The organism is Pseudomonas solani (assembly GCF_026072635.1).
Taxonomy (GTDB): Bacteria; Pseudomonadota; Gammaproteobacteria; order Pseudomonadales; family Pseudomonadaceae; genus Metapseudomonas; species Metapseudomonas solani.
The window spans coordinates 4,150,088-4,169,842 of sequence record NZ_AP023081.1; the positions used below are offsets into that span (position 1 = coordinate 4,150,088).

Annotated in this window: 15 protein-coding genes; 14 read left to right on the forward strand and 1 reads right to left on the reverse strand. The window is 65.5% G+C overall.

Annotated features, from left to right (window positions below; translation table 11 throughout):
• Positions 1-57 precede the first annotated feature (57 nt).
• Together PSm6_RS18980 and PSm6_RS18985 are read left to right on the forward strand one after the other, a co-directional pair.
• Positions 58-1,029, forward strand: coding sequence for a 1-aminocyclopropane-1-carboxylate deaminase/D-cysteine desulfhydrase (locus PSm6_RS18980; protein WP_265167959.1), 972 nt, complete (start codon positions 58-60; stop codon positions 1,027-1,029).
• Positions 1,030-1,033: 4 nt separating this feature from the next.
• Entirely contained in the window at positions 1,034-2,140 is a 1,107-nt protein-coding gene (locus tag PSm6_RS18985) for a cyclic nucleotide-binding domain-containing protein (protein ID WP_021217397.1), read from the forward strand.
• 138 nt (positions 2,141-2,278) lie between these two features.
• On the opposite strand, the gene PSm6_RS18990 is transcribed toward PSm6_RS18985, so the two are convergent.
• Positions 2,279-3,223, reverse strand: a complete 945-nt coding sequence (locus PSm6_RS18990) for a DUF1853 family protein (protein WP_265167961.1) — start codon at positions 3,221-3,223, stop codon at positions 2,279-2,281.
• A 94-nt stretch (positions 3,224-3,317) separates the two neighbouring features.
• Between PSm6_RS18990 and PSm6_RS18995 the strand changes: the two genes are divergently transcribed.
• The 12 genes from PSm6_RS18995 to PSm6_RS19050 all read left to right on the forward strand — a co-directional run bounded on the left by PSm6_RS18995 (position 3,318) and on the right by PSm6_RS19050 (position 19,565).
• On the forward strand, positions 3,318-4,205 hold the full coding sequence (locus PSm6_RS18995; RefSeq protein WP_021217395.1) for an NAD(+) kinase: 888 nt from the start codon (positions 3,318-3,320) through the stop codon (positions 4,203-4,205).
• Positions 4,205-5,179: a metallophosphoesterase gene (locus tag PSm6_RS19000; RefSeq protein ID WP_021217394.1), complete on the forward strand. Its 975-nt coding sequence runs from the start codon at positions 4,205-4,207 to the stop codon at positions 5,177-5,179. Before PSm6_RS18995 ends, PSm6_RS19000 begins: the two co-directional genes overlap by 1 nt.
• Before the next feature lie 42 nt (positions 5,180-5,221).
• Complete coding sequence (locus tag PSm6_RS19005) at positions 5,222-6,571, forward strand: ATP-binding protein (RefSeq protein ID WP_265167962.1); 1,350 nt, start codon at positions 5,222-5,224, stop codon at positions 6,569-6,571.
• The gene (locus PSm6_RS19010; protein WP_263403352.1) at positions 6,571-7,053 is read left to right on the forward strand and encodes a hypothetical protein; all 483 of its coding nucleotides are present in this window, start codon (positions 6,571-6,573) and stop codon (positions 7,051-7,053) included. The genes PSm6_RS19005 and PSm6_RS19010 overlap by 1 nt, the downstream gene beginning before the upstream one ends.
• Positions 7,053-7,976 (forward strand): tetratricopeptide repeat protein, encoded by a 924-nt coding sequence (locus tag PSm6_RS19015; RefSeq protein WP_265167963.1) that lies wholly within the window; start codon positions 7,053-7,055, stop codon positions 7,974-7,976. Before PSm6_RS19010 ends, PSm6_RS19015 begins: the two co-directional genes overlap by 1 nt.
• A 105-nt stretch (positions 7,977-8,081) precedes the next feature.
• Complete coding sequence (locus PSm6_RS19020) at positions 8,082-8,342, forward strand: YeaC family protein (protein WP_021217390.1); 261 nt, start codon at positions 8,082-8,084, stop codon at positions 8,340-8,342.
• Positions 8,343-8,356: 14 nt separating this feature from the next.
• On the forward strand, positions 8,357-9,193 hold the full coding sequence (locus PSm6_RS19025; RefSeq protein WP_031287000.1) for a DUF2797 domain-containing protein: 837 nt from the start codon (positions 8,357-8,359) through the stop codon (positions 9,191-9,193).
• Positions 9,194-9,269: 76 nt separating this feature from the next.
• On the forward strand, positions 9,270-11,930 hold the full coding sequence (gene pepN / locus PSm6_RS19030; protein WP_265167964.1) for an aminopeptidase N: 2,661 nt from the start codon (positions 9,270-9,272) through the stop codon (positions 11,928-11,930).
• A gap of 525 nt (positions 11,931-12,455) precedes the next feature.
• Positions 12,456-14,459, forward strand: coding sequence for a DUF1302 domain-containing protein (locus PSm6_RS19035; protein ID WP_043243341.1), 2,004 nt, complete (start codon positions 12,456-12,458; stop codon positions 14,457-14,459).
• 58 nt (positions 14,460-14,517) lie between these two features.
• Positions 14,518-15,885, forward strand: coding sequence for a DUF1329 domain-containing protein (locus tag PSm6_RS19040; RefSeq protein WP_265167965.1), 1,368 nt, complete (start codon positions 14,518-14,520; stop codon positions 15,883-15,885).
• 200 nt (positions 15,886-16,085) lie between these two features.
• Positions 16,086-17,171 carry a WD40/YVTN/BNR-like repeat-containing protein gene (locus tag PSm6_RS19045; protein WP_021217385.1) on the forward strand — a complete coding sequence of 362 codons (1,086 nt, stop codon included), beginning with the start codon at positions 16,086-16,088 and terminating at the stop codon, positions 17,169-17,171.
• An 18-nt stretch (positions 17,172-17,189) separates the two neighbouring features.
• A complete protein-coding gene (locus tag PSm6_RS19050) occupies positions 17,190-19,565 on the forward strand; it encodes an efflux RND transporter permease subunit (RefSeq protein WP_021217384.1) in 2,376 nt (791 codons plus the stop codon).
• Positions 19,566-19,755: the final 190 nt, after the last annotated feature.

Here is a 19,755-nt window from a genome sequence, read left to right on the forward strand (position 1 = left end):
CGGGGCGGCGCCTGCCGTATCCTGCCGCTCGTCACCGCTCCGTTGCCGGACTCCGCCTTGCCCCTTCGCTTGCCCGACTGGACGCCCAGCGCCAGCCTCGACCCCATCCGCCTCGATTGGCTCGACCGCGCGTCGGTGAGCCTCGCCCTGTTGCGCCTGGAGCGCATCGACCCGCTGGTGAGCGGCAACAAGTGGTTCAAGCTGGCGCCGCACCTGGCGCGGGCCGCCGAACAGGGCGCCGAGGGTGTGATCAGCCTGGGCGGCGCCCATTCCAACCACCTGCATGCCCTGGCGGCGGCGGGGCGGCGTTTCGGTTTCCCCTGTGTCGGCCTGCTGCGTGGCGAACCCGTGGAGACGCCGACGGTGGTCGACCTGCGCGAGCTGGGCATGGAATTGCACTGGCTGGGCTACGGCGGCTACCGCGCCCGCCACCTGCCGGGGTTCTGGGAGCCCTGGACGGCGTGTTATCCGGGCTTCGTCCAGGTGCCCGAAGGGGGCGGCGGCCTGCCGGGCGCCCTGGGCTGCGCACCGCTGGTGGCGATGATCGACGAACAATTGCCGGGCCTCGGCTGGAATGACTACGACGCGCTCTGGCTGGCGGCCGGTACCGGCACTACCCTGGCCGGCCTGGTGCTGGGGGAGGGCGGACGCCATCCGGTGTTAGGCGCCCTGGCGGTGCCGCCTGACCATGGCGTCGCCGAGCAGGTGCGGGCGTTGCTGGCGGAGGCCGGCGCCGCCGATACCGGCTATCGGTTGCTGGACGCCAGCCGTGGCGGCTTCGCCCGGGTGGATGCCGAATTGGCGACGGCACTGTTCGACTTCGAGGCCTGCACCGGCATCGAGCTGGACCCGCTCTACACCGTGAAGGCGTTAATAGCGTTGCGCCAGTACGTGGAGGCCGGTTACCTTGCCGCCGGCAGTCGCGTGATCATGTTGCATACCGGTGGCCTGCAAGGCCGTCGAGCCATGTTGCCGCGCCTGTTGCAACTGGCTGGCTACACTGCCACCTCAGCTGATTCCTCAGGATGATGGGATGACCGAACCGCTCAATCCGGACCAACTGCGCAGCCTGACGCCGCTCAATGCCTTGTCCGAGCAGCAGTGGCGCGAACTGCGCAGCCAGTTGGTACCGCAGCCGCTGCTCGCCGGCCAGGCCCTGTTCCGCCGGGGCGACCAGGCGCGGCTGACCTATTACCTGCTGGCCGGTGAACTGCAACTGCGCGATGCCGATGGCAGCGAGCAGCGCCTGGTCGCCGGCAGCGAGGCCAGCTGCCATCCGTTGTCCCCCAGCCTGCCGCGCCTGCAGGAGGCCCTGGCACTGACCGAAGTCAGCGTGCTGGCCATCGACAGCGCCACCCTGGCGCGCCTGATCACCTGGCGCTCGGCTTACCAGGACCTGCTCCTGCAACTGGACCCGGACGGCGACCAGGAATGGCTGGAGCGCCTGCTGGAGAACCCGCTGTTCGCCAAGGTGCCGCCGGCCAACGTGCAGGAGATGGTGGCGCGCCTGCAGCGCGTCGAGATGCCCGCCGGCAGCGAAGTGCTGCGCGAGGGCGAAGCGGGGGATTGCTGCTACTTCCTGCAATCGGGTCGCGCCGAGGTGATCCGTGGTGCCGGCAGCGAGCATCAGGTGCTCGCCGAGCTGGAAGTGGGTGCCTGCTTCGGCGAGGAGGCGTTGCTCTCCGACCGGCCGCGCAACGCCACCGTCACCCTGCTCGAAGACGGCGTGGTGCTGCGCCTGGATCGCCAGGACTTCTTCGCCCTGCTCAAGGCGCCGGTGGTGGACGAAGTCTCCCTCGGCGAGGCGTCGCGTCTGCTGGCCGCTGGCGGCCAATGGCTGGACGTGCGCCTGCAGGACGAATACGAACGCGCCCATGCCCCCCAGGCGCTGAACATGCCCCTGCACCTGCTGCGCCTGAAGGCGCGCCTGCTCGACCGCGAGAAGGCCTACCTGTGCTACTGCGACAGCGGCAAGCGCAGCGCCAGCGCGGTGTTTCTCCTCTCCCAACTGGGCTTCAAGGCCTACGCCCTGCGCGACGGCCTGGATGCACTGCCCGCCGTGCAGCGCGACGCCTTGCTCTGTGAAGACGGCGCCGGCTACCTGGCCCGTTCCGGCGGGCGGACCGAGCGCAGCCGGTAAACCCGGCTTGGGCTCACCTCTTCGCGAATGAATTCGCTCCCACGGGTGCAGGCCGGGCTCGCTTGCCGTAGGAGCGAGCTCTGCTCGCGAATAGCTGCCGGGTTGCACCCGCCCTACATGCTGGCAAGCTTCCAGCTTTCAGCCTCCCACCGTCTGCGGCCAACGATCACTGACCAGGAACACCCGCTCCCGCTCTTCCCATCGCTCCCCCGCATCCTCCAGGCGTACCAGCATGCGTGCTGGGGCCTCTGCAGGGAGTTCCGGCAGCCAGTGCTCCAACCGCTCGCGAGGCCAGAGGTCCGCAGGTTCGCACAGCGCGGGCGCCAGCCAGGAGTGGCGCTCCAGGGGTTGCCAGACGGCCTCGGGGCTTTGCGCGAGAAAGTCGGCGATGTCGCTGCGTCGCAGCCAGCGTCCATGCAGGTGCTCGCCGTGGGCGCCCAGGGGTGCGGTGCAGTCACCGGGCCAGGGGTAGAAGAGGTAGCCGCCCAGCCACAGTTCGGCGCTGGCCGGCCAGGCGCCGAGTTCCTCCAGCAGCGGGCGGCATTCCGGGTTGGAGGAGAGTGGCAACTGGTGCTGGGCGAGGTGCTCCAGCTTGAGGTCGAGGCGGTCCAGGCTGCCCGGGCCGAGCCACTGCGCGGCGTCCTCGCCCTGGCCATGACGTGGCCCCAGATAGAGCTTGATGGCCAGCTCCAGGTGATGCACGCCTTCCTCGTCCTGCAGCAGCAGGTCCAGCTCGCCGAGGGTCTGGCCGGCCACCCGCACCGGCAGGTTGGCACCCAGCAGGCGGATGCCTGGTGCCCGGGCCAGGGCGAATTGCCAGAGGCGTTCGTAGTAGAGGCCGAGGCGCCGGCTGGAGCCCAGGCTCAGCCAGTGCTCCAGCTCGGCGGGCGCGGCGTCCTGCTGTTCCAGCCAGGCCACCAGGCGCGCCGGCTCGGCGGCCCAGGCACTGGCGCTGAGCGGGTGGCGCTGGCACCAGGGCGCCTGGGCCAGCAGCGGCGGTGACAGCAGCACCCAGGCGAGGTCACGCACGACGTTCTGGCGCAAATGGCGGGGCAGGGCGGCGAGGGCGGCGAAGGGATGCATGCTGCGAGCATAGTCGAGGCTGGTTTGCCGCTGTCACGGGCTTTCGCCCATAATCCGAGCATTCCACCCCGTTGCAGAGCCCTGCTGGAGCCCCATGGAGCAATTCCGCAATATCGGCATCATCGGTCGCCTGGGCAGCCCCCATGTGCTCGATACCATCCGCCGCCTGAAACGATTCCTGCTGGACCGCCACCTGCATGTGATCCTCGAAGACACCATCGCCGAAGTCCTCCCGGGCCACGGCCTGCAGACCTCCTCGCGAAAGATCCTCGGCGAGGTCTGCGACATGGTCATCGTGGTCGGCGGCGACGGCAGCATGCTCGGCGCCGCCCGCGCCCTGGCCCGCCACAACGTGCCGGTACTGGGCATCAACCGCGGCAGCCTGGGCTTCCTCACCGACATCAAGCCGGACGAACTGGAGATCAAGGTCGCCGAGGTGCTCGACGGCCAGTACCTGGTGGAGAGCCGCTTCCTGCTGGAGGCCGAAGTGCGCCGCCACGGCGAGGCCATCGGCCAGGGCGACGCGCTCAACGACGTGGTGCTGCACCCCGGCAAGTCGACCAAGATGATCGAGTTCGAACTGCACATCGATGGCCAGTTTGTCTGCAGCCAGAAGGCCGACGGCCTGATCGTCGCCACGCCCACCGGCTCCACCGCCTACGCGCTGTCCGCCGGCGGGCCGATCATGCACCCGAAGCTGGATGCCATCGGCGTGGTGCCCATGTACCCGCACACCCTGTCCAGCCGCCCGATCGTGGTCGACAGCAACAGCGAACTGAAGATCGTGGTCTCGCCGGACATGCAGATCTACCCGCTGATTTCCTGCGACGGCCAGAACCACTTCACCTGCGCCCCCGGCGACACCATCACGGTGGCCAAGAAGCCGCAGAAGCTGCGTCTCATCCACCCGCTGGACCACAACTACTACGAGGTCTGCCGCACCAAGCTGGGGTGGGGCAGCCGCCTGGGTGGTGGCGACTGATGAACCTCGATGCCGTGCGCGGCTACGACCTGATCGGCGATGTGCACGGCTGCGCGCGCACCCTGGAGCGTTTGCTCGATCGCCTCGGTTACCGCAAACACGGCGATGTCTGGCAGCACCCTCGGCGCATGGCGCTGTTCCTCGGCGACATCATCGACCGCGGCCCGCGCATCCGCGAGGCGCTGCACCTGGTCCACGCCATGGTCGAGGCCGGGCAGGCGCGCTGCATCATGGGCAACCACGAGTTCAATGCCATCGGCTGGAGTACCCCGGCGACGCCTGGCAGCGGGCGCCAGTTCGTCCATGAGCACACGCCGCGCCACGCACGCTTGCTCAAGGAGACCCTGGAACAGTTCGAAGGCCACCCGGGCGACTGGCGTGACTTCCTCGGCTGGTTCCAGGAGCTGCCGCTGTTCATCGATGGCGATCACTTCCGCATGGTTCACGCCTGCTGGGACAACGAGCTGATCGAGCCGCTGCGCGCCCTGCACCCCGATGGTCGGGTCGACGAAGCTTTCATCAAGGCCGCCGCCGAGCGCGGCAGCTTCGCCTTCCGCGTGTTCAATCGGCTGCTGCGCGGCACCGACATGCCCTTGCCCAGCGGCATGACCCTGACCGGCAGCGACGGCTTCACCCGCTCGGTGTTCCGCACCAAGTTCTGGGAGGAAGACCCGCAGACCTACGGCGACGTGGTCTTCCAGCCCGATGCGCTGCCCGAGCAGGTGGCCCGCCAACCGCTCTCGGCGGCGCAGAAGTCCGCGCTGCTCAATTACGGCGCCGACGAGCCGCTGCTGTTCGTCGGCCATTACTGGCGCCGGGGCCGCCCGGCACCGATCCGCCCCAATCTCGCCTGCCTCGACTACAGCGCGGTGATGTACGGCAAGCTGGTGGCCTACCGGCTGGATGCCGAAACCCGGCTGGACCCGGACAAGTTCGTCTGGGTCGAGGTGGAGCGCCCGGAAGCGCCGCATTGAGCGGCGCCCGCCCTGAATCGTTCAATGGAGTCCTCGCGCACTATGGATGACGCGACACTGGTTCAACTGGAGGCGGCGTTGTCTGCCTCGCCCGACAACGACGCACTGCTGGCGCTGCTGCTGCCGGCCTGGATCGAGCGCAACGAATGCGCCCGGGGCCTGGCCTTCCTGCCCGAGGGGCTCGCCGCACGGCTCGATGCCACGTCGCTGCGCCAGCAAGCTGCGCGCCTGTGCCTGGGGGCCGGTGAGGCCGAGCGGGCATTGGCCCTGCTGGGCGGTGACGAGCCGGCCGAGCGCCTGCTGCGCGCCCGTGCCCTGGCCGACCTGGAGCGTCGCGAGGAAGGCCTGCGCGAGTACCGCGCCGCCGTCGAGGCCAGCCCGGCGCTGGAGGACGTCGCCCTGCAGCGCCGCCTCAGTGCCTCGGTGGTGGACTTCCGTGGCGGCGAGGGGCGCCCGCGCCTGCGGGTCATCTCCAACGACGACACCGACAAGGCCGAGACCACCCGCCTGCTGACGCCGAACGCCGAGACCCTGACCTTCGACGATGTCGGCGGCCTCGACGAGCTGAAGAAGACCATCCACAAGAAGATCATCCTGCCGTACCAGAAGCCGGGGCTGTTCCAGCGCTTCCGCAAGCGTGTCGGCGGCGGCATCCTGCTCTACGGCCCGCCGGGCTGCGGCAAGACCATGCTGGCCCGCGCCACGGCGGGGGAGTGCAAGGCCACCTTCCTCAACGTCGCCATTTCCGACGTGCTGGATATGTACATCGGCGAGTCCGAGCGCAAGCTCCACGCCCTGTTCGAGGAAGCCCGGGCCAAGGCGCCGGCGGTGCTGTTCTTCGATGAGGTGGAGGCCCTGGGCGGGCGCCGCACCAACACCCGCGAAGCCACTTCGTCCAAGCTGGTGAGCCAGTTCCTCACCGAGATGGACGGCTTCGCCCAGTCCAACCACGGCGTGCTGATTCTTGCCGCCACCAACGTGCCCTGGTCGGTGGATGCCGCCTTCCGCCGTCCCGGCCGCTTCGATCGGGTGCTCTTCGTGCCGCCGCCGGACCGCCCCGCGCGTGCCAGCCTGCTGCGCATGTTGATGGCTGATCGGCCCAGCGAAGGGGAGATCGACTACGAGTTCCTCGCCCGCAGCACCTCGGGCTTCTCCGGCGCCGACCTGCGCGAGCTGGTGGAGACGGCGGTGGATGAGGCCATCGAGGAGTCCATTGCCGAAGGCCGCGAGCAGCCGGTGACCGACCGCCACCTCAAGGCGGCCCTCAAGGAGGTGCGCGCCACCACCCTGGAATGGCTGACCACCGCGCGCAACTACGCGCGCTATTCCAACGAGGGCGGCCAGTACGACGAGGTACTGGCCTTCCTCGACAAGCACGGCAAGGGGCGCTGATGGACAACCGCAACCTCTATCGGCTGGACGATGAGCCCCGCCCCGGCGCCCTGGCGCGCCTGGCGGTGGAGCCGCTGTGGCCCTTGCTGGGTCTGATGCTGGGCGGCGCCTGGCTGGGCCTGCCCTGGTTCGTGCTCAACGGCATGGCCGTGGGCAGCCCGACACGTGTCCGTGAGGCGGCACTGGCAGCCATCGGCCTGCTGGGCAGCCTGGGCCTGGCCTTCGGCCTGCTCTACCTGTGGCAGGGCGGCATCCTCGACAAGGGCAGCCTGCAGTACGCGATGCTGGTGCTGGTGGTGTGGAAGCTGGCCATCGGCTACGCGCTGTTCGTCATGCAGGCCTCCACCATCGAGCTCTACCAGTACTACGGCGGCGTGCTCAATCGCTTCGGCCTGCCGGTGGTCTTGCTCGGAGCCTTCTTCCTGCGTGGGCTGGTGCTCAACCTGTTGCCCTTCACCCTCTGGTTCCTGGTGCTCAGCTGATGAACGAAACCAACCTGCTGCACCTGGCTTATCAGCGCCTGCAAAGCGGCCATGCCGAGGGGGCGATCAACAGCCTGCGACAACTACTCAGCGATGACCCGGAGCACGCCGAGGCCCATGCGCTGCTCGCCCTGTGCCTGCTTCTGATGCGCCGTGCCTACGCCGCCGAGCGCGAAGCCGGGTTGGCCCTGGCGGCCGACCCGCAACTGGAATTCGCCCATTACGTCGCGGCCCGCGTGGCCATGGCGCGGCGGCGCTTCAAGCTGGCCGAGAAGCACCTGGACCAGGTGCTGGAGATGAACCCCCAGGAAGCCGGCTACCACCTGGCCCGCGCCGAACTCGCCGACCTGATGGGCCGTCGCGCCCAGCAGTTGCCGAGCCTGCAGCGGGCCCTGGAACTGGCGCCGGACAACCCCGACTGCTTTGCTGCCCTGGCCCACTACCATCGCCTGCGTGGCGAGGTGGAACCGGCGGAGCGCTACGCCCGCGAGGCGCTGCAACTGCGCGCCGACCACCCTGGTGCCATCGTCACCATGGGCCACCTGCTGCTGCGCCGGGGTGACCTGCAGGGCGCGCGCGACCACGCGATATGGGCCCTGCGCGAGAATGCCAACGACGTTGCCGCGCTCTACCTGATGTCCGCCGTCAAGGCGCGCAGCAACCCCTTCATGGGGCTCTGGTGGCGCTACAACTCGTGGATGTCCGAGCTGGGGCCGACCCGTTCGATCATCGTGCTGCTGGGCATGTTCGTGCTTTACCGGGTGGTGGTGATCGCCAGCAACCAGCATGGCCACGAGACGCTGGCCCAGGCCATCGAATGGGCCTGGCTGGGCTTCGTGGTGTACAGCTTCGCCGGGCCGCAGATCTTCCGCCGCTCGCTGGAGAAGGAGTTGGAGCAGGTGAAGCTGTCACGCGACTTCTGATTTCCGAGTCCTGGTGTGTGTTGGTGCCCTGACCGGCGTCGATGCGCAACACCGGCAGTGTCGCTAGAATGTGCGCTCGTTTTCGCCGCCCTTCAGGAAACCGCCGTGTCCGATTTCGCCAAGCTGATCAGCAACATCACCGAGGATGTCTACCAGAGCCTCAAGCTCGCCGTGGAGATCGGCAAGTGGTCCGACGGCCGCAAGCTGACCCAGGAGCAGAAGGAACTCAGCCTGCAGGCGGTCATCGCCTGGGAGCTGAAGAACCTGCCGGAGGAAGAGCGCACCGGCTACATGGGCCCGCAGGAGTGCGGCTCCAAGTCCGAGAAGATCGAGAACATCCTGTTCAAATCCGACTCGATCCACTGATGAGCGAGTCCACCATGCAGGAACTGGGGCGCGGTGCGCTGAGCAAGATGTCGGCGCAACTGGGGTCCCCGGTCGTGCAGTACGCCTTCCGCCTGGGCGATGAACAGGTGGCGGTCAACCCGCTGCTGGGCCGGCGCATCCGCCTGGAGTTCCTCGGCGCCATCCATTGCTCCCATTGCGGGCGCAAGACCAAGAAGAGCTTCGCCCAGGGCTATTGCTACCCCTGCTTCACCAAGCTGGCGCAGTGCGACAGCTGCATCATGAGCCCGGAGCGCTGCCACTACGACGCCGGCACCTGCCGCGAGCCGGCGTGGGGCGAGTCGTTCTGCATGACCGACCATGTGGTCTACCTGGCCAACTCGTCGGGCATCAAGGTGGGGATCACCCGCGCCACCCAGGTGCCGACCCGCTGGATCGACCAGGGCGCGCGCCAGGCCTTGCCGATCATGCGCGTCGCCACCCGCCAGCAGTCCGGCCTGGTGGAAGACCTGCTGCGCAGCCAGGTGGCCGATCGCACCAACTGGCGCGCCTTGCTCAAGGGCGAGGCCGAGGCGCTGGACCTGCCCGCGGTGCGTGAGGCGATATTCGAGGCCTGCGACGCCGGCATCCAGGCGCTGCAGCAGCGCTTCGGCCTGCAGGCGGTGCAGAAGATCGAGGACATCGAGCCGCTGGAGATCAGCTACCCCGTCGAGGCCTACCCGACCAAGGTGGTGAGCCTCGATCTGGACAAGACGCCGGTGGTGGAGGGTACCCTGCGCGGTATCAAGGGCCAGTACCTGATCCTCGACACCGGGGTCATCAACATCCGCAAGTTCACGGCCTACCAGGTGGTGGCGAGCAGCGAGCCGTAAGGCTGCACCGCCCCGCCTGGCAGGAACACACACCGCAGCCGGGGCATGGCGTCCGGGCTGCCTCGGAGAGGCAAGCATGCGAACCGAACAACCGAAAGTCATCCACCTCAAGGACTATCAGGCGCCGGATTACCTGATCGACGAGACCACCCTGACCTTCGAGCTGCACGAGGACCACACCCTGGTCCACGCCCAACTGGTGATGCGCCGCAACCCGGAGCGCGCCAACGGCAGCCTGCCCGCGCTGGTGCTGGACGGCCAGCAGTTGGAGCTGCTGGCGCTGTCCATGGACGACCGTGAGCTCGGCGCCGCCGACTACCAGCTGACCGACAGCCACCTGACCCTGCAGCCCGTCGCCGACGCCTTCACCCTCGACAGCACGGTGCGCATCCACCCCGAGAGCAACACCGCGCTGGAAGGCCTGTACAAGTCCGGCAGCATGTTCTGCACCCAGTGCGAGGCCGAGGGCTTCCGCAAGATCACCTACTACCTCGACCGCCCGGACGTGATGAGCACGTTCACCACCACCCTGAGCGCGGAGCAGCATCGCTACCCGGTGCTGCTGTCCAACGGCAACCCGGTGGCCAGCGGAGCGGAGGAGGGCGGCCGCCACTGGGCGACCTGGGAAGACCCGTTCAAGAAACCGGCCTACCTGTTCGCCCTGGTGGCGGGCGACCTCTGGTGCGTGGAAGACGTCTTCACCACCATGAGCCAGCGTGACGTGACCCTGCGCATCTACGTCGAGCCGGAGAACGTCGACAAGGTGCAGCACGCCATGGACAGCCTGAAGAAGTCCATGCGCTGGGACGAGGAGGTCTACGGCCGCGAGTACGACCTGGATATCTTCATGATCGTCGCGGTCAACGACTTCAACATGGGCGCCATGGAGAACAAGGGGCTCAACATCTTCAACTCCAGCTGCGTGCTGGCCAGGGCGGAAACCGCCACCGACGCCGCCCACCAGCGGGTCGAGGCCGTCGTGGCCCACGAGTACTTCCACAACTGGTCGGGCAACCGCGTCACCTGCCGCGACTGGTTCCAGCTGTCGCTGAAGGAAGGTTTCACCGTGTTCCGCGACGCGGAGTTCTCCGCCGACATGAACTCGCGCACGGTCAAGCGCGTCGAGGACGTGGCCTTCCTGCGCACCCACCAGTTCGCCGAGGACGCCGGCCCCATGGCCCACCCGGTGCGCCCGGATTCGTTCATCGAGATCTCCAACTTCTACACCCTGACCGTCTACGAGAAGGGGTCGGAAGTGGTGCGCATGATCCACACCCTGCTGGGCGCCGCAGGCTTCCGCAAGGGCTCCGATCTGTACTTCGAGCGTCACGACGGCCAGGCCGTGACCTGCGATGACTTCATCAAGGCCATGGAGGACGCCAACGGCGTCGACCTCACCCAGTTCAAGCGCTGGTACAGCCAGGCCGGCACCCCGCGCCTCGCCGTCGAGGAAGCCTTCGACGCCGCCGCCAAGACCTACAGCCTGACGTTCCGCCAGAGCTGCCCGGCCACCCCCGGCCAGGCCGAGAAGCTGCCTTTCGTCATCCCCGTGGAACTGGGCCTGCTGGACGCTGCGGGCAACGACCTGCCGCTGCGCCTCGCCAGCGAAGACAAGGCCCAGGGCGGCAACCGGGTGCTCTCGGTGACCGAGGCCGAGCAGACCTTCACCTTCGTCGATATCGCCGAGAAGCCGCTGCCGTCGCTGCTGCGCGGGCTGTCCGCCCCGGTGAAGCTGAGCTTCCCCTATGGCCGCGATCAGCTGATGTTCCTCATGCAGCACGACAGCGACGGTTTCAACCGCTGGGACGCGGGCCAGCAGCTCTCCGTGCAGGTGCTGCAGGAGCTGATCGGCCAGCACCAGCGTGGCGAGGCCCTGGCGCTGGACACCCGCCTGCTGCATGCCTTCCGCACCCTGCTGGAGGATGAGTCGCTGGACCAGGCGATGGTCGCCGAGATGCTCTCGCTGCCCAGCGAGGCGTACCTGACCGAGATCAGCGAGGTGGCGGATGTCGACGCCATCCACGCCGCCCGCGAGTTCACCCGTCGTTCGATCAGTGACGCGCTGTTCCCGCAACTGCTGGCGCGCTACCAGGCCAATCGCGCCCTCTCGCGGGAGACGCCCTATGTCGCCTCCGCCGAGCATTTCGCCCGGCGCACCCTGCAGAATATCGCGCTGTCCTACCTGATGCTCAGCGGCAAGGTCCAGATCCTCGACGCCTGCCTGGAGCAGTTCGAAGCCTGCGACAACATGACCGAGCGCCTCACCGCGCTCTCGGTACTGGTCAACTCCGGCTTCGAGGCGGAGAAGGCCAAGGCTTTGGCGGGCTTCGCCGAGCACTTCAAGGACAACCCGCTGGTGATGGACCAGTGGTTCAGCGTCCAGGCCGGCAGCACCCTGCCAGGCGGCCTGGAGCGGGTGCAGGCGCTGATGGGCCACAAGGCCTTCACCCTGAAGAACCCCAACAAGGTGCGCGCGCTGATCGGTGCCTTCGCCAACCAGAACCTGGTGAACTTCCACCGGGCCGATGGTGCCGGCTATCGCTTCCTCGCCGACCACGTCATCACCCTCAACGCGCTGAACCCTCAGATCGCCTCGCGCCAGCTGGCGCCGCTGACCCGCTGGCGCAAGTACGACGAGGCGCGGCAGAAGCTGATGCGCGCCGAGCTGGAGCGCATCCTCGCCTCCGGTGAGCTGTCCAGCGACGTCTATGAAGTGCTGAGCAAGAGCCTGGCCTGACCCCTCCCGGAACCACGCTCGTGGTTCCACTGCCGTTTCCCTGGCGTCAACAAGTGTTACTGGCAATCTGCCGGTAACACTTTTTTGTTACTCAAAGGAATATCCCCTCGAACGTTGAGGCGTAAATGGCCTGTTCCGTGGCATTTCCTGCTTGACGGGGTGATCGAGGTATGAACGCGCAAGCGCTATAGGTGTGGTTTTGAGTGACAAATCGAGCCAGCTTGTAGGACAAAATCGGCCGATTCGTCGGTTTTGATCAGTGGATGATCAGTCACTCGTTTGAAAATTATCTGGCCCTTCGTTCAGAAAAATATAACGCCCCGGAAATGTGCACTTGGCACCATGGTTGCAGGTCTCGACGCCGTTCCAGGCCCTTTCAATGCGAGCAATCGCTGGAGGGCGCGGTTCAGACGCGTTGGGGCCAGCCCCACGCCACTAACAAGGTCGCTCGAGCGGCTGAACAGCGTCCCTGCCAGACGGGGCCGTAATAACAAATGAATGATCTGTCCACGGAGTAAAGTCTCGATGGAACTCAAGTCCCGCAAGCCCCTGTTGCGCTTCGCGCCGGCCAAGGCCGGTTTCGCCCTCGCCGGTCTCCTGCCCCTGATGTGCGCCGTCCAGGCCCAGGCGGTCGAATTCAGCTTCGCCGACGATGAGATCAGCGGTTCCATCGACACCACCGTCTCCTACGGTCAACTGTGGCGCGTCCAGGGCCAGGACAAGACCAACAACGACATCAACACCAACGACGGCAACCGCAACTTCGACACCGGCCTGGTTTCCGAGGTGTACAAGATCACTTCCGACCTGGAAGCGACCTACAAGAACTACGGTCTGTTCGTCCGCGGCACCGCTTTCTATGACACCCAGATCATGGACAAGCGCAACGACTACTACGACAACAACAGCCCGAGTCAGCCCAGCCAGAGTTATCCGAAGGACGACCGCTTCACCCACGACACCCGCCACAAGGCGGGGCGTGATGCGCAGATCCTCGACGCCTACCTCTATGGCAACTGGGATATCGCCGACATGCCAGTCACCGGTCGTATCGGCAAGCAGGTGTTCAACTGGGGCGAGGGCATCTTCTACCGTGGTGGCATCAACACCACGAACCCGCTGGACGCTGCCAAGTTCCGCTTGCCAGGTTCTGAGCTGAAGGAGGTTCTGGTTCCGGTCGAGGCTCTGAGCTTCAACGTCGGCTTGACTGACAACCTGTCCATGGAAACCTTCTACCAGTTCAACTGGAAGGAAAGCGCCATTGACCCGAGCGGCACCTTCTTCTCCGAAACCGACCTCTTCGCGGATGGCGGCAACACCGCCTACACCAGTCTGGCTGGTAGTGCACTGACCGCTCCTCAGGCCGCCTTGGGCGGAGCCTCTCTCGTGCAGTTCTATAACGCGGGTGCTGGCGGCCTGTGTGCCGGTCAGGTGGGTGGCCTGTGCGCTGGTGGGAAGAACTTCGTTTATCCAGGTAACCAGATCGTCAAGGTCGCCAATATCGGCACTGACCTGAATGCGAAGAACGACGGCCAGTACGGCGTTGCATTCCGCTATATCGCCGAAGAACTCAATTCGACCGAGTTCGGCTTCTACTACGTGAACTATCACGCGAAAGAGCCGAGCATCTACGCCGACCTGGGCAACTACCAGGGCGTCAACCTGGATACCGTCGCCGGTCTTCTGCCGGGCGGCCTGACCCCGGCCAACATCCAGGCGGCAGGTGGTCTGGCGACGCTTGACACCCTGGCGAACGTCCAGGCCCGTCGTGAATATGCTGAAGACATCCGCATGTTCGGCCTGAGCTTCAACACCACCATCCAGGAAACCTCGGTATTCGGTGAGCTGGCCTACCGCCCGAACATGCCGATCGGCATCGCCACCACCAACGACCTGCTGGGTGACCTGATCGGTCAAGCGGCCAAGCTGGTCAATACCGGTCCGATTTCCAGCGCACTCGGTGGCCTGAACGGCTCGGCACAAATCGCGGGCAACACTGTTCGCCTGGGTGACTCGATCCACAACTACGAGCGCGTCGAGGTCTTCAACACCTCCTTGGGCGCCATTCACAACTTCGGACCCAGCCTGAGCTTCGACTCGTTGATCGGCGTGGCCGAACTGGCGTCCGAGCATCTGCGTGGCAGCGACCTGCAATACACCGGTTACAACGGCGTCAATCGCTACTACTCCGGTCGCGGCAACAGCTCCTACGTGTCCGGCGGTGATCGTGGCGATCAGGTCAACAAGGACGCCTACGGCTATACCCTCGTTCTGTCCGGTACCTGGAACGACGTGTATGCCGGCGTGAACGTATCCCCGTTCGTCGTCTACAAGGATGACTTCCAAGGCAACTCCCACCAGACCGGCAATTTCATCGAAGGTCGCAAGGCCTACACCGTCGGCCTCAAGGCGAGCTACCTGAACAGCCTGGAAGGCGAGATCCAGTACACCGAGTTCTATGGCGCTGGCCAGAACAACTCCAGCCGCGATCGCGACAACATCGGCGTCAACGTCAAGTACTCCTTCTAACTAGAAAGAATGCGGGCACCTGCGGGTGCCCGCCGCTGAACCCTCACGGAGAACCAACATGCTGAAAAAGCTTTCGCTGGTTGGCGCGGCAGTCGCGTTCGCACTGTCCGCCGGTAGCGCACTGGCCGCGGTGTCGGCTCAGGAAGCCGCCAAGCTGGGCACTAGCCTGACCCCCTTCGGTGCCGAGAAGGCCGGCAACGCCGCCGGCACCATTCCGGCCTGGACCGGTGGCATCACCCAGGCCCCGGCCGGTTACAAGGCAGGCCAGCACCATGTCGATCCGTTCCCGGAAGACAAGCCGCTGTTCACCATCACCAAGGCCAACCTGGACCAGTACAAGGCCAACCTGACCCCCGGTCAGATCGCCCTGTTCAACGCCTACCCGACCACCTTCCAGATGCCGATCTACCCGACCCGTCGTTCCGGTTCGGCGCCGCAGTGGGTCTATGACAACACCGTCAAGAACGCCACCACCGCCAAGCTGCTGGATGGCGGCAACGGTTTCGCCGAAGCCTACGGCGGCATCCCGTTCCCGATCCCGCAGAACGGTGTCGAGGCGCTGTGGAACCACATCGTTCGCTACCGCGGTTCCTACATCGTGCGTCGCGCCTCCGAAGTGGCCGTGCAGCGTAACGGCGACTACTCCCTGGTCACCTCGCAGCAGGAAGCCCTGTTCAAGTACTACAACCCGAAAGGTTCGTACGCCGACCTGAACAACATCCTGTTCTACTACCTGTCCTTCACCAAGAGCCCGGCACGCCTGGCCGGTGGCGCGGTACTGGTACACGAGACCCTGGACCAGGTGAAGGAGCCGCGTCAGGCCTGGGGCTACAACGCCGGCCAGCGCCGCGTTCGCCGTGCGCCTAACCTGGCCTACGACACCCCGATCGCTGCCGCCGACGGCCTGCGTACCGCCGACGACACCGACATGTTCAACGGTGCTCCGGATCGCTACGACTGGAAACTGGTGGGCAAGAAGGAAATCTACATCCCGTACAACAACTACAAGGTCTCCAGCCCTGAAGTTAAGTACAAGGACCTGCTGCAGCCCGGCCACCTGAACCCGGCCGTGACCCGCAACGAACTGCACCGCGTGTGGGTCGTCGAGGGCACGCTGAAGTCCGGCGCCCGCCACATCTACTCCAAGCGCACCCTGTTCCTCGACGAGGACAGCTGGCAAGCTGCCGTGGTCGACCAGTACGACGGTCGTGGCGAGCTGTGGCGCGTATCGATGGCCTACCTGAAGAACTACTACGACCTGCCGACCACCTGGTCCGCGCTGGACGTGTTCCATGACCTTCAGGCCCGTCGCTACCACGTGCAGAACCTGGACAACGAAGAACCGACCACCATCGACTTCACCCAGGCCATCCCGGACGACGGCTACTTCAAGCCTTCGGCACTGCGTCGCCGCGGTACCCGATAAGGGATTCGCAGCGTGATCGAAAGGCCGCTACCCAGGTAGCGGCCTTTTTGCTATCAGGGGTTCTGATAAGGCCTCAATCACGCGGGTTTGCCTTAACAAAACATAACGTCCAGCCGATTGTCAGGGCTTTCCAAAGCTGGATAGCATAGGCGGCCTGCCAAAAGGCAAGGTCCACCTATAACAATAAGGGGGAAAGGTGTATGAGTGAGCCCGTCCTGCGGCGCACCCAGTCCGGTCATGACGTGCAGTCCCTGGCGCAACCGGCGTTCCGCTTCCACTCGCCGCTGGCCAAAGCGCTCTCGCTGTTCAGTGTGCTCTCCGTCCTGACTCTCGGTGCCGCGCCTCTCGCGCAAGCCGCCGAATCAGCACCCGTGTTCTCCATCGAATCGCCCAAGGCGGCGAGCAGCCTGCTGCTGGATATCGCCCATGCGGGCAAACGCCTGGTCGCCGTCGGTGACCGTGGCCACATCCTTTACTCAGACGACGACGGCAAAAGCTGGACCCAGGCCAAGGTGCCGACCCGGCAGATGCTGACCGCCGTCTATTTCGTCGACGACAAGAAGGGCTGGGCCGTCGGCCATGACGCGCAGATCCTCGCCAGTGAAGACGGTGGTGCCACCTGGACCCAGCAGTTCGAAGACCTGGAGCGTGAGGCTCCTCTTCTCGATGTCTGGTTCAAGGACGCCAACACCGGCTTCGCCGTCGGCTCCTACGGCGCCCTGCTGGCCACCGAAGACGGTGGCAAGAACTGGGAAGACGTCAGCGACCGCCTGGACAACGAAGACCAGTACCACATCAACGCCATCACCGCAGTGAAGGACTCCGGTCTGTTCATCGTCGGCGAAATGGGCAGCATGTTCCGCTCGCCCGACTGGGGCCAGACCTGGGAGCGCCTCGAAGGCCCCTACGAGGGTTCCCTGTTCGGTGCCACCGGCACCAACGAGCCGGGCGTGGTCGTCGCCTATGGCCTGCGCGGCCACCTGTTCCGTTCCGCCGACTTCGGCAAGACCTGGGAAACCATCGAACTGAAGAACGCCCGTGGCGGCACCCTGGAGTTCGGTCTTTCCGGCGGCACCCTGCTCGATGACGGCACCCTGCTGGTGGTCGGCCATGGTGGCAGCGTCCTGAAGAGCACCGATACCGGTCGCACCTTCAGCGTGGTCAACCGTTCCGATCGCCTGTCGCTGGCCAGCGCCACCGCAGATACCAAAGGCAACCTGATCCTGGTGGGACAGGGCGGAGCGCGCGTCGCCTCGCCGACTGGCGCCGAGCTGGGCCAACAATAACAAGCCGGGGGAGTTTCGATGAGTAACCATCACCAGGACAAGGCGACCTTCCTGGAACGCCTGATCTTCAACAACCGGCCGGCCGTGATCGTCATCTGCCTGCTGGTCAGCATCTTCCTCTTCTGGCAGGCCACCCAGGTGCGCCCGTCCACCAGCTTCGAGAAGATGATCCCGCTGCACCACCCCTTCATCCAGAAGATGATGGAGCACCGCAACGACCTGGCGAACCTGGGCAACACCGTGCGTATCTCGGTGGAAGCCAAGGACGGGGACATCTTCAGCAAGGAGTACATGGACACCCTGCGTCAGATCCACGACGAGGTGTTCTACATTCCCGGCGTCGACCGTTCCGGCCTGAAGTCCCTGTGGAGCCCCAGCGTGCGCTGGACCGAGGTCACCGAGGAAGGCTTCGCCGGTGGCGAGGTGATCCCGCAGACCTACGACGGTTCCGACGACAGCCTCGACGAACTGCGCAACAACGTGCTCAAGTCCGGCCAGATCGGCCGCCTGGTGGCCAACAACTTCAAATCCAGCATCGTCGACGTGCCGCTGCTCGAGTCCTACCCGGACCCGAACGACCAGGGCAAGCTGCTGAAGCTCGACTACCGCCAGTTCTCCCATGAGCTGGAAGCCAAGATCCGCGACAAGTACCAGGCCCAGAACCCCAATGTGCAGGTGCACATCGTCGGTTTCGCCAAGAAGGTCGGTGACCTGATCGACGGCCTGATCATGGTCGTGGCCTTCTTCGGTATCGCCTTCCTCACCACCCTGGTGCTGCTGTACTGGTTCACCTGGTGTATCCGCAGCACCATTGCCGTGCTCTCCACCACCCTGGTGGCGGTGATCTGGCAGCTGGGCCTGATGCACTCGGTAGGCTTCGGTCTCGACCCCTACTCGATGCTGGTGCCGTTCCTGATCTTCGCCATCGGCATCTCCCACGGGGTGCAGAAGATCAACGGTATCGCCCTGCAATCCAGTGATGCGGACAACGCCTTGACCGCTGCGCGGCGTACCTTCCGCCAGCTGTTCCTGCCGGGCATGATCGCCATCCTGGCCGACGCCGTGGGCTTCATCACCCTGCTGATCATCGACATCGGCGTGATCCGCGAGCTGGCCATCGGCGCCTCCATCGGTGTGGCGGTGATCGTGTTCACCAACCTCATCCTGCTGCCGGTCGCCATCTCCTATGTCGGCATCAGCAAGAAGGCCATCGAGCGCAGCAAGAAGGACGCGACCCGTGAACACCCGTTCTGGCGCCTGCTGTCCAACTTCGCCCATCCGGTGGTGGCCCCGATCTCCGTGGTCATCGCCCTGGTCGCCTTCGGTGGTGGCCTCTGGTACGGCCAGAACCTGAAGATCGGCGACCTCGACCAGGGCGCGCCGGAACTGCGTCCTGACTCGCGCTACAACAAGGACAACAACTTCATCATCAGCAACTACTCGACCAGCTCCGACGTGCTCGTGGTGATGGTCAAGACCAAGCCGGAAGGCTGCTCCACGCACGAAGCGCTGGCGCCGATCGACGAGCTGATGTGGACGATGGAGAACACCCAGGGCGTGCAATCCGCCATTTCGATGGTCACCGTTTCCAAGCAGGTGATCAAAGGGATGAACGAAGGCAACCTGAAGTGGGAAACCCTGTCGCGCAACCAGGACGTGCTGAACAACTCCATCAGCCGTGCCGATGGCCTGTACAACACCGACTGCTCCCTGGCGCCGGTACTGGTGTTCCTCAACGACCACAAGGCCGAGACCCTGCAGCGCGCGGTCAAGGCGGTGGAAGGCTTTGCCAAGGAGCACAACAAGGAAGGGCTGGAATTCATGCTCGCCGCCGGTAACGCCGGCATCGAAGCGGCCACCAACGAGGTGATCGCCCAGTCCGAGCTGACCATCCTGATCCTGGTGTACATCTGCGTGGCGGTGATGTGCCTGATCACCTTCCGCTCCGTCGCCGCGACCATCTGCATCGTGCTGCCGCTGATCCTCACCTCGGTGCTGGGTAACGCGCTGATGGCCTTCCTCGGCATCGGCGTGAAGGTGGCGACCCTGCCGGTGGTGGCGCTGGGTGTGGGTATCGGTGTCGACTACGGCATCTACATCTACAGCCGCCTGGAAAGCTTCCTGCGTGCCGGCCTGCCGCTGCAAGAGGCCTATTACCAGACGCTGAAGTCCACCGGTAAGGCCGTACTCTTCACCGGCCTGTGCCTGGCCATCGGCGTGGCGACCTGGATGTTCTCGGCGATCAAGTTCCAGGCCGACATGGGCCTGATGCTGACCTTCATGTTCATCGTCAACATGTTCGGTGCGCTCTGGCTGCTGCCTGCCCTGGCACGCTTCCTGATCCGCCCCGAGAAGCTGGCGGGCAAGACCGGCGGTTCGCTGCTGGCCCACTAAGCCTCAAGGCAATGAAAGAACCGCGGCCCAGGCCGCGGTTTTTTTATGGGCGATCGACTACCCGCAAACCACGCGTACAACCCTGTAGGGGCAAGCCTGTAGGGGCGACTTCAGTCACCCAGCAACCCCAAGGGTTGCCGCTCCATTGGGGGCGGGTGAAATCCGAAAGGGGTCGTCCCAACACGCGGGT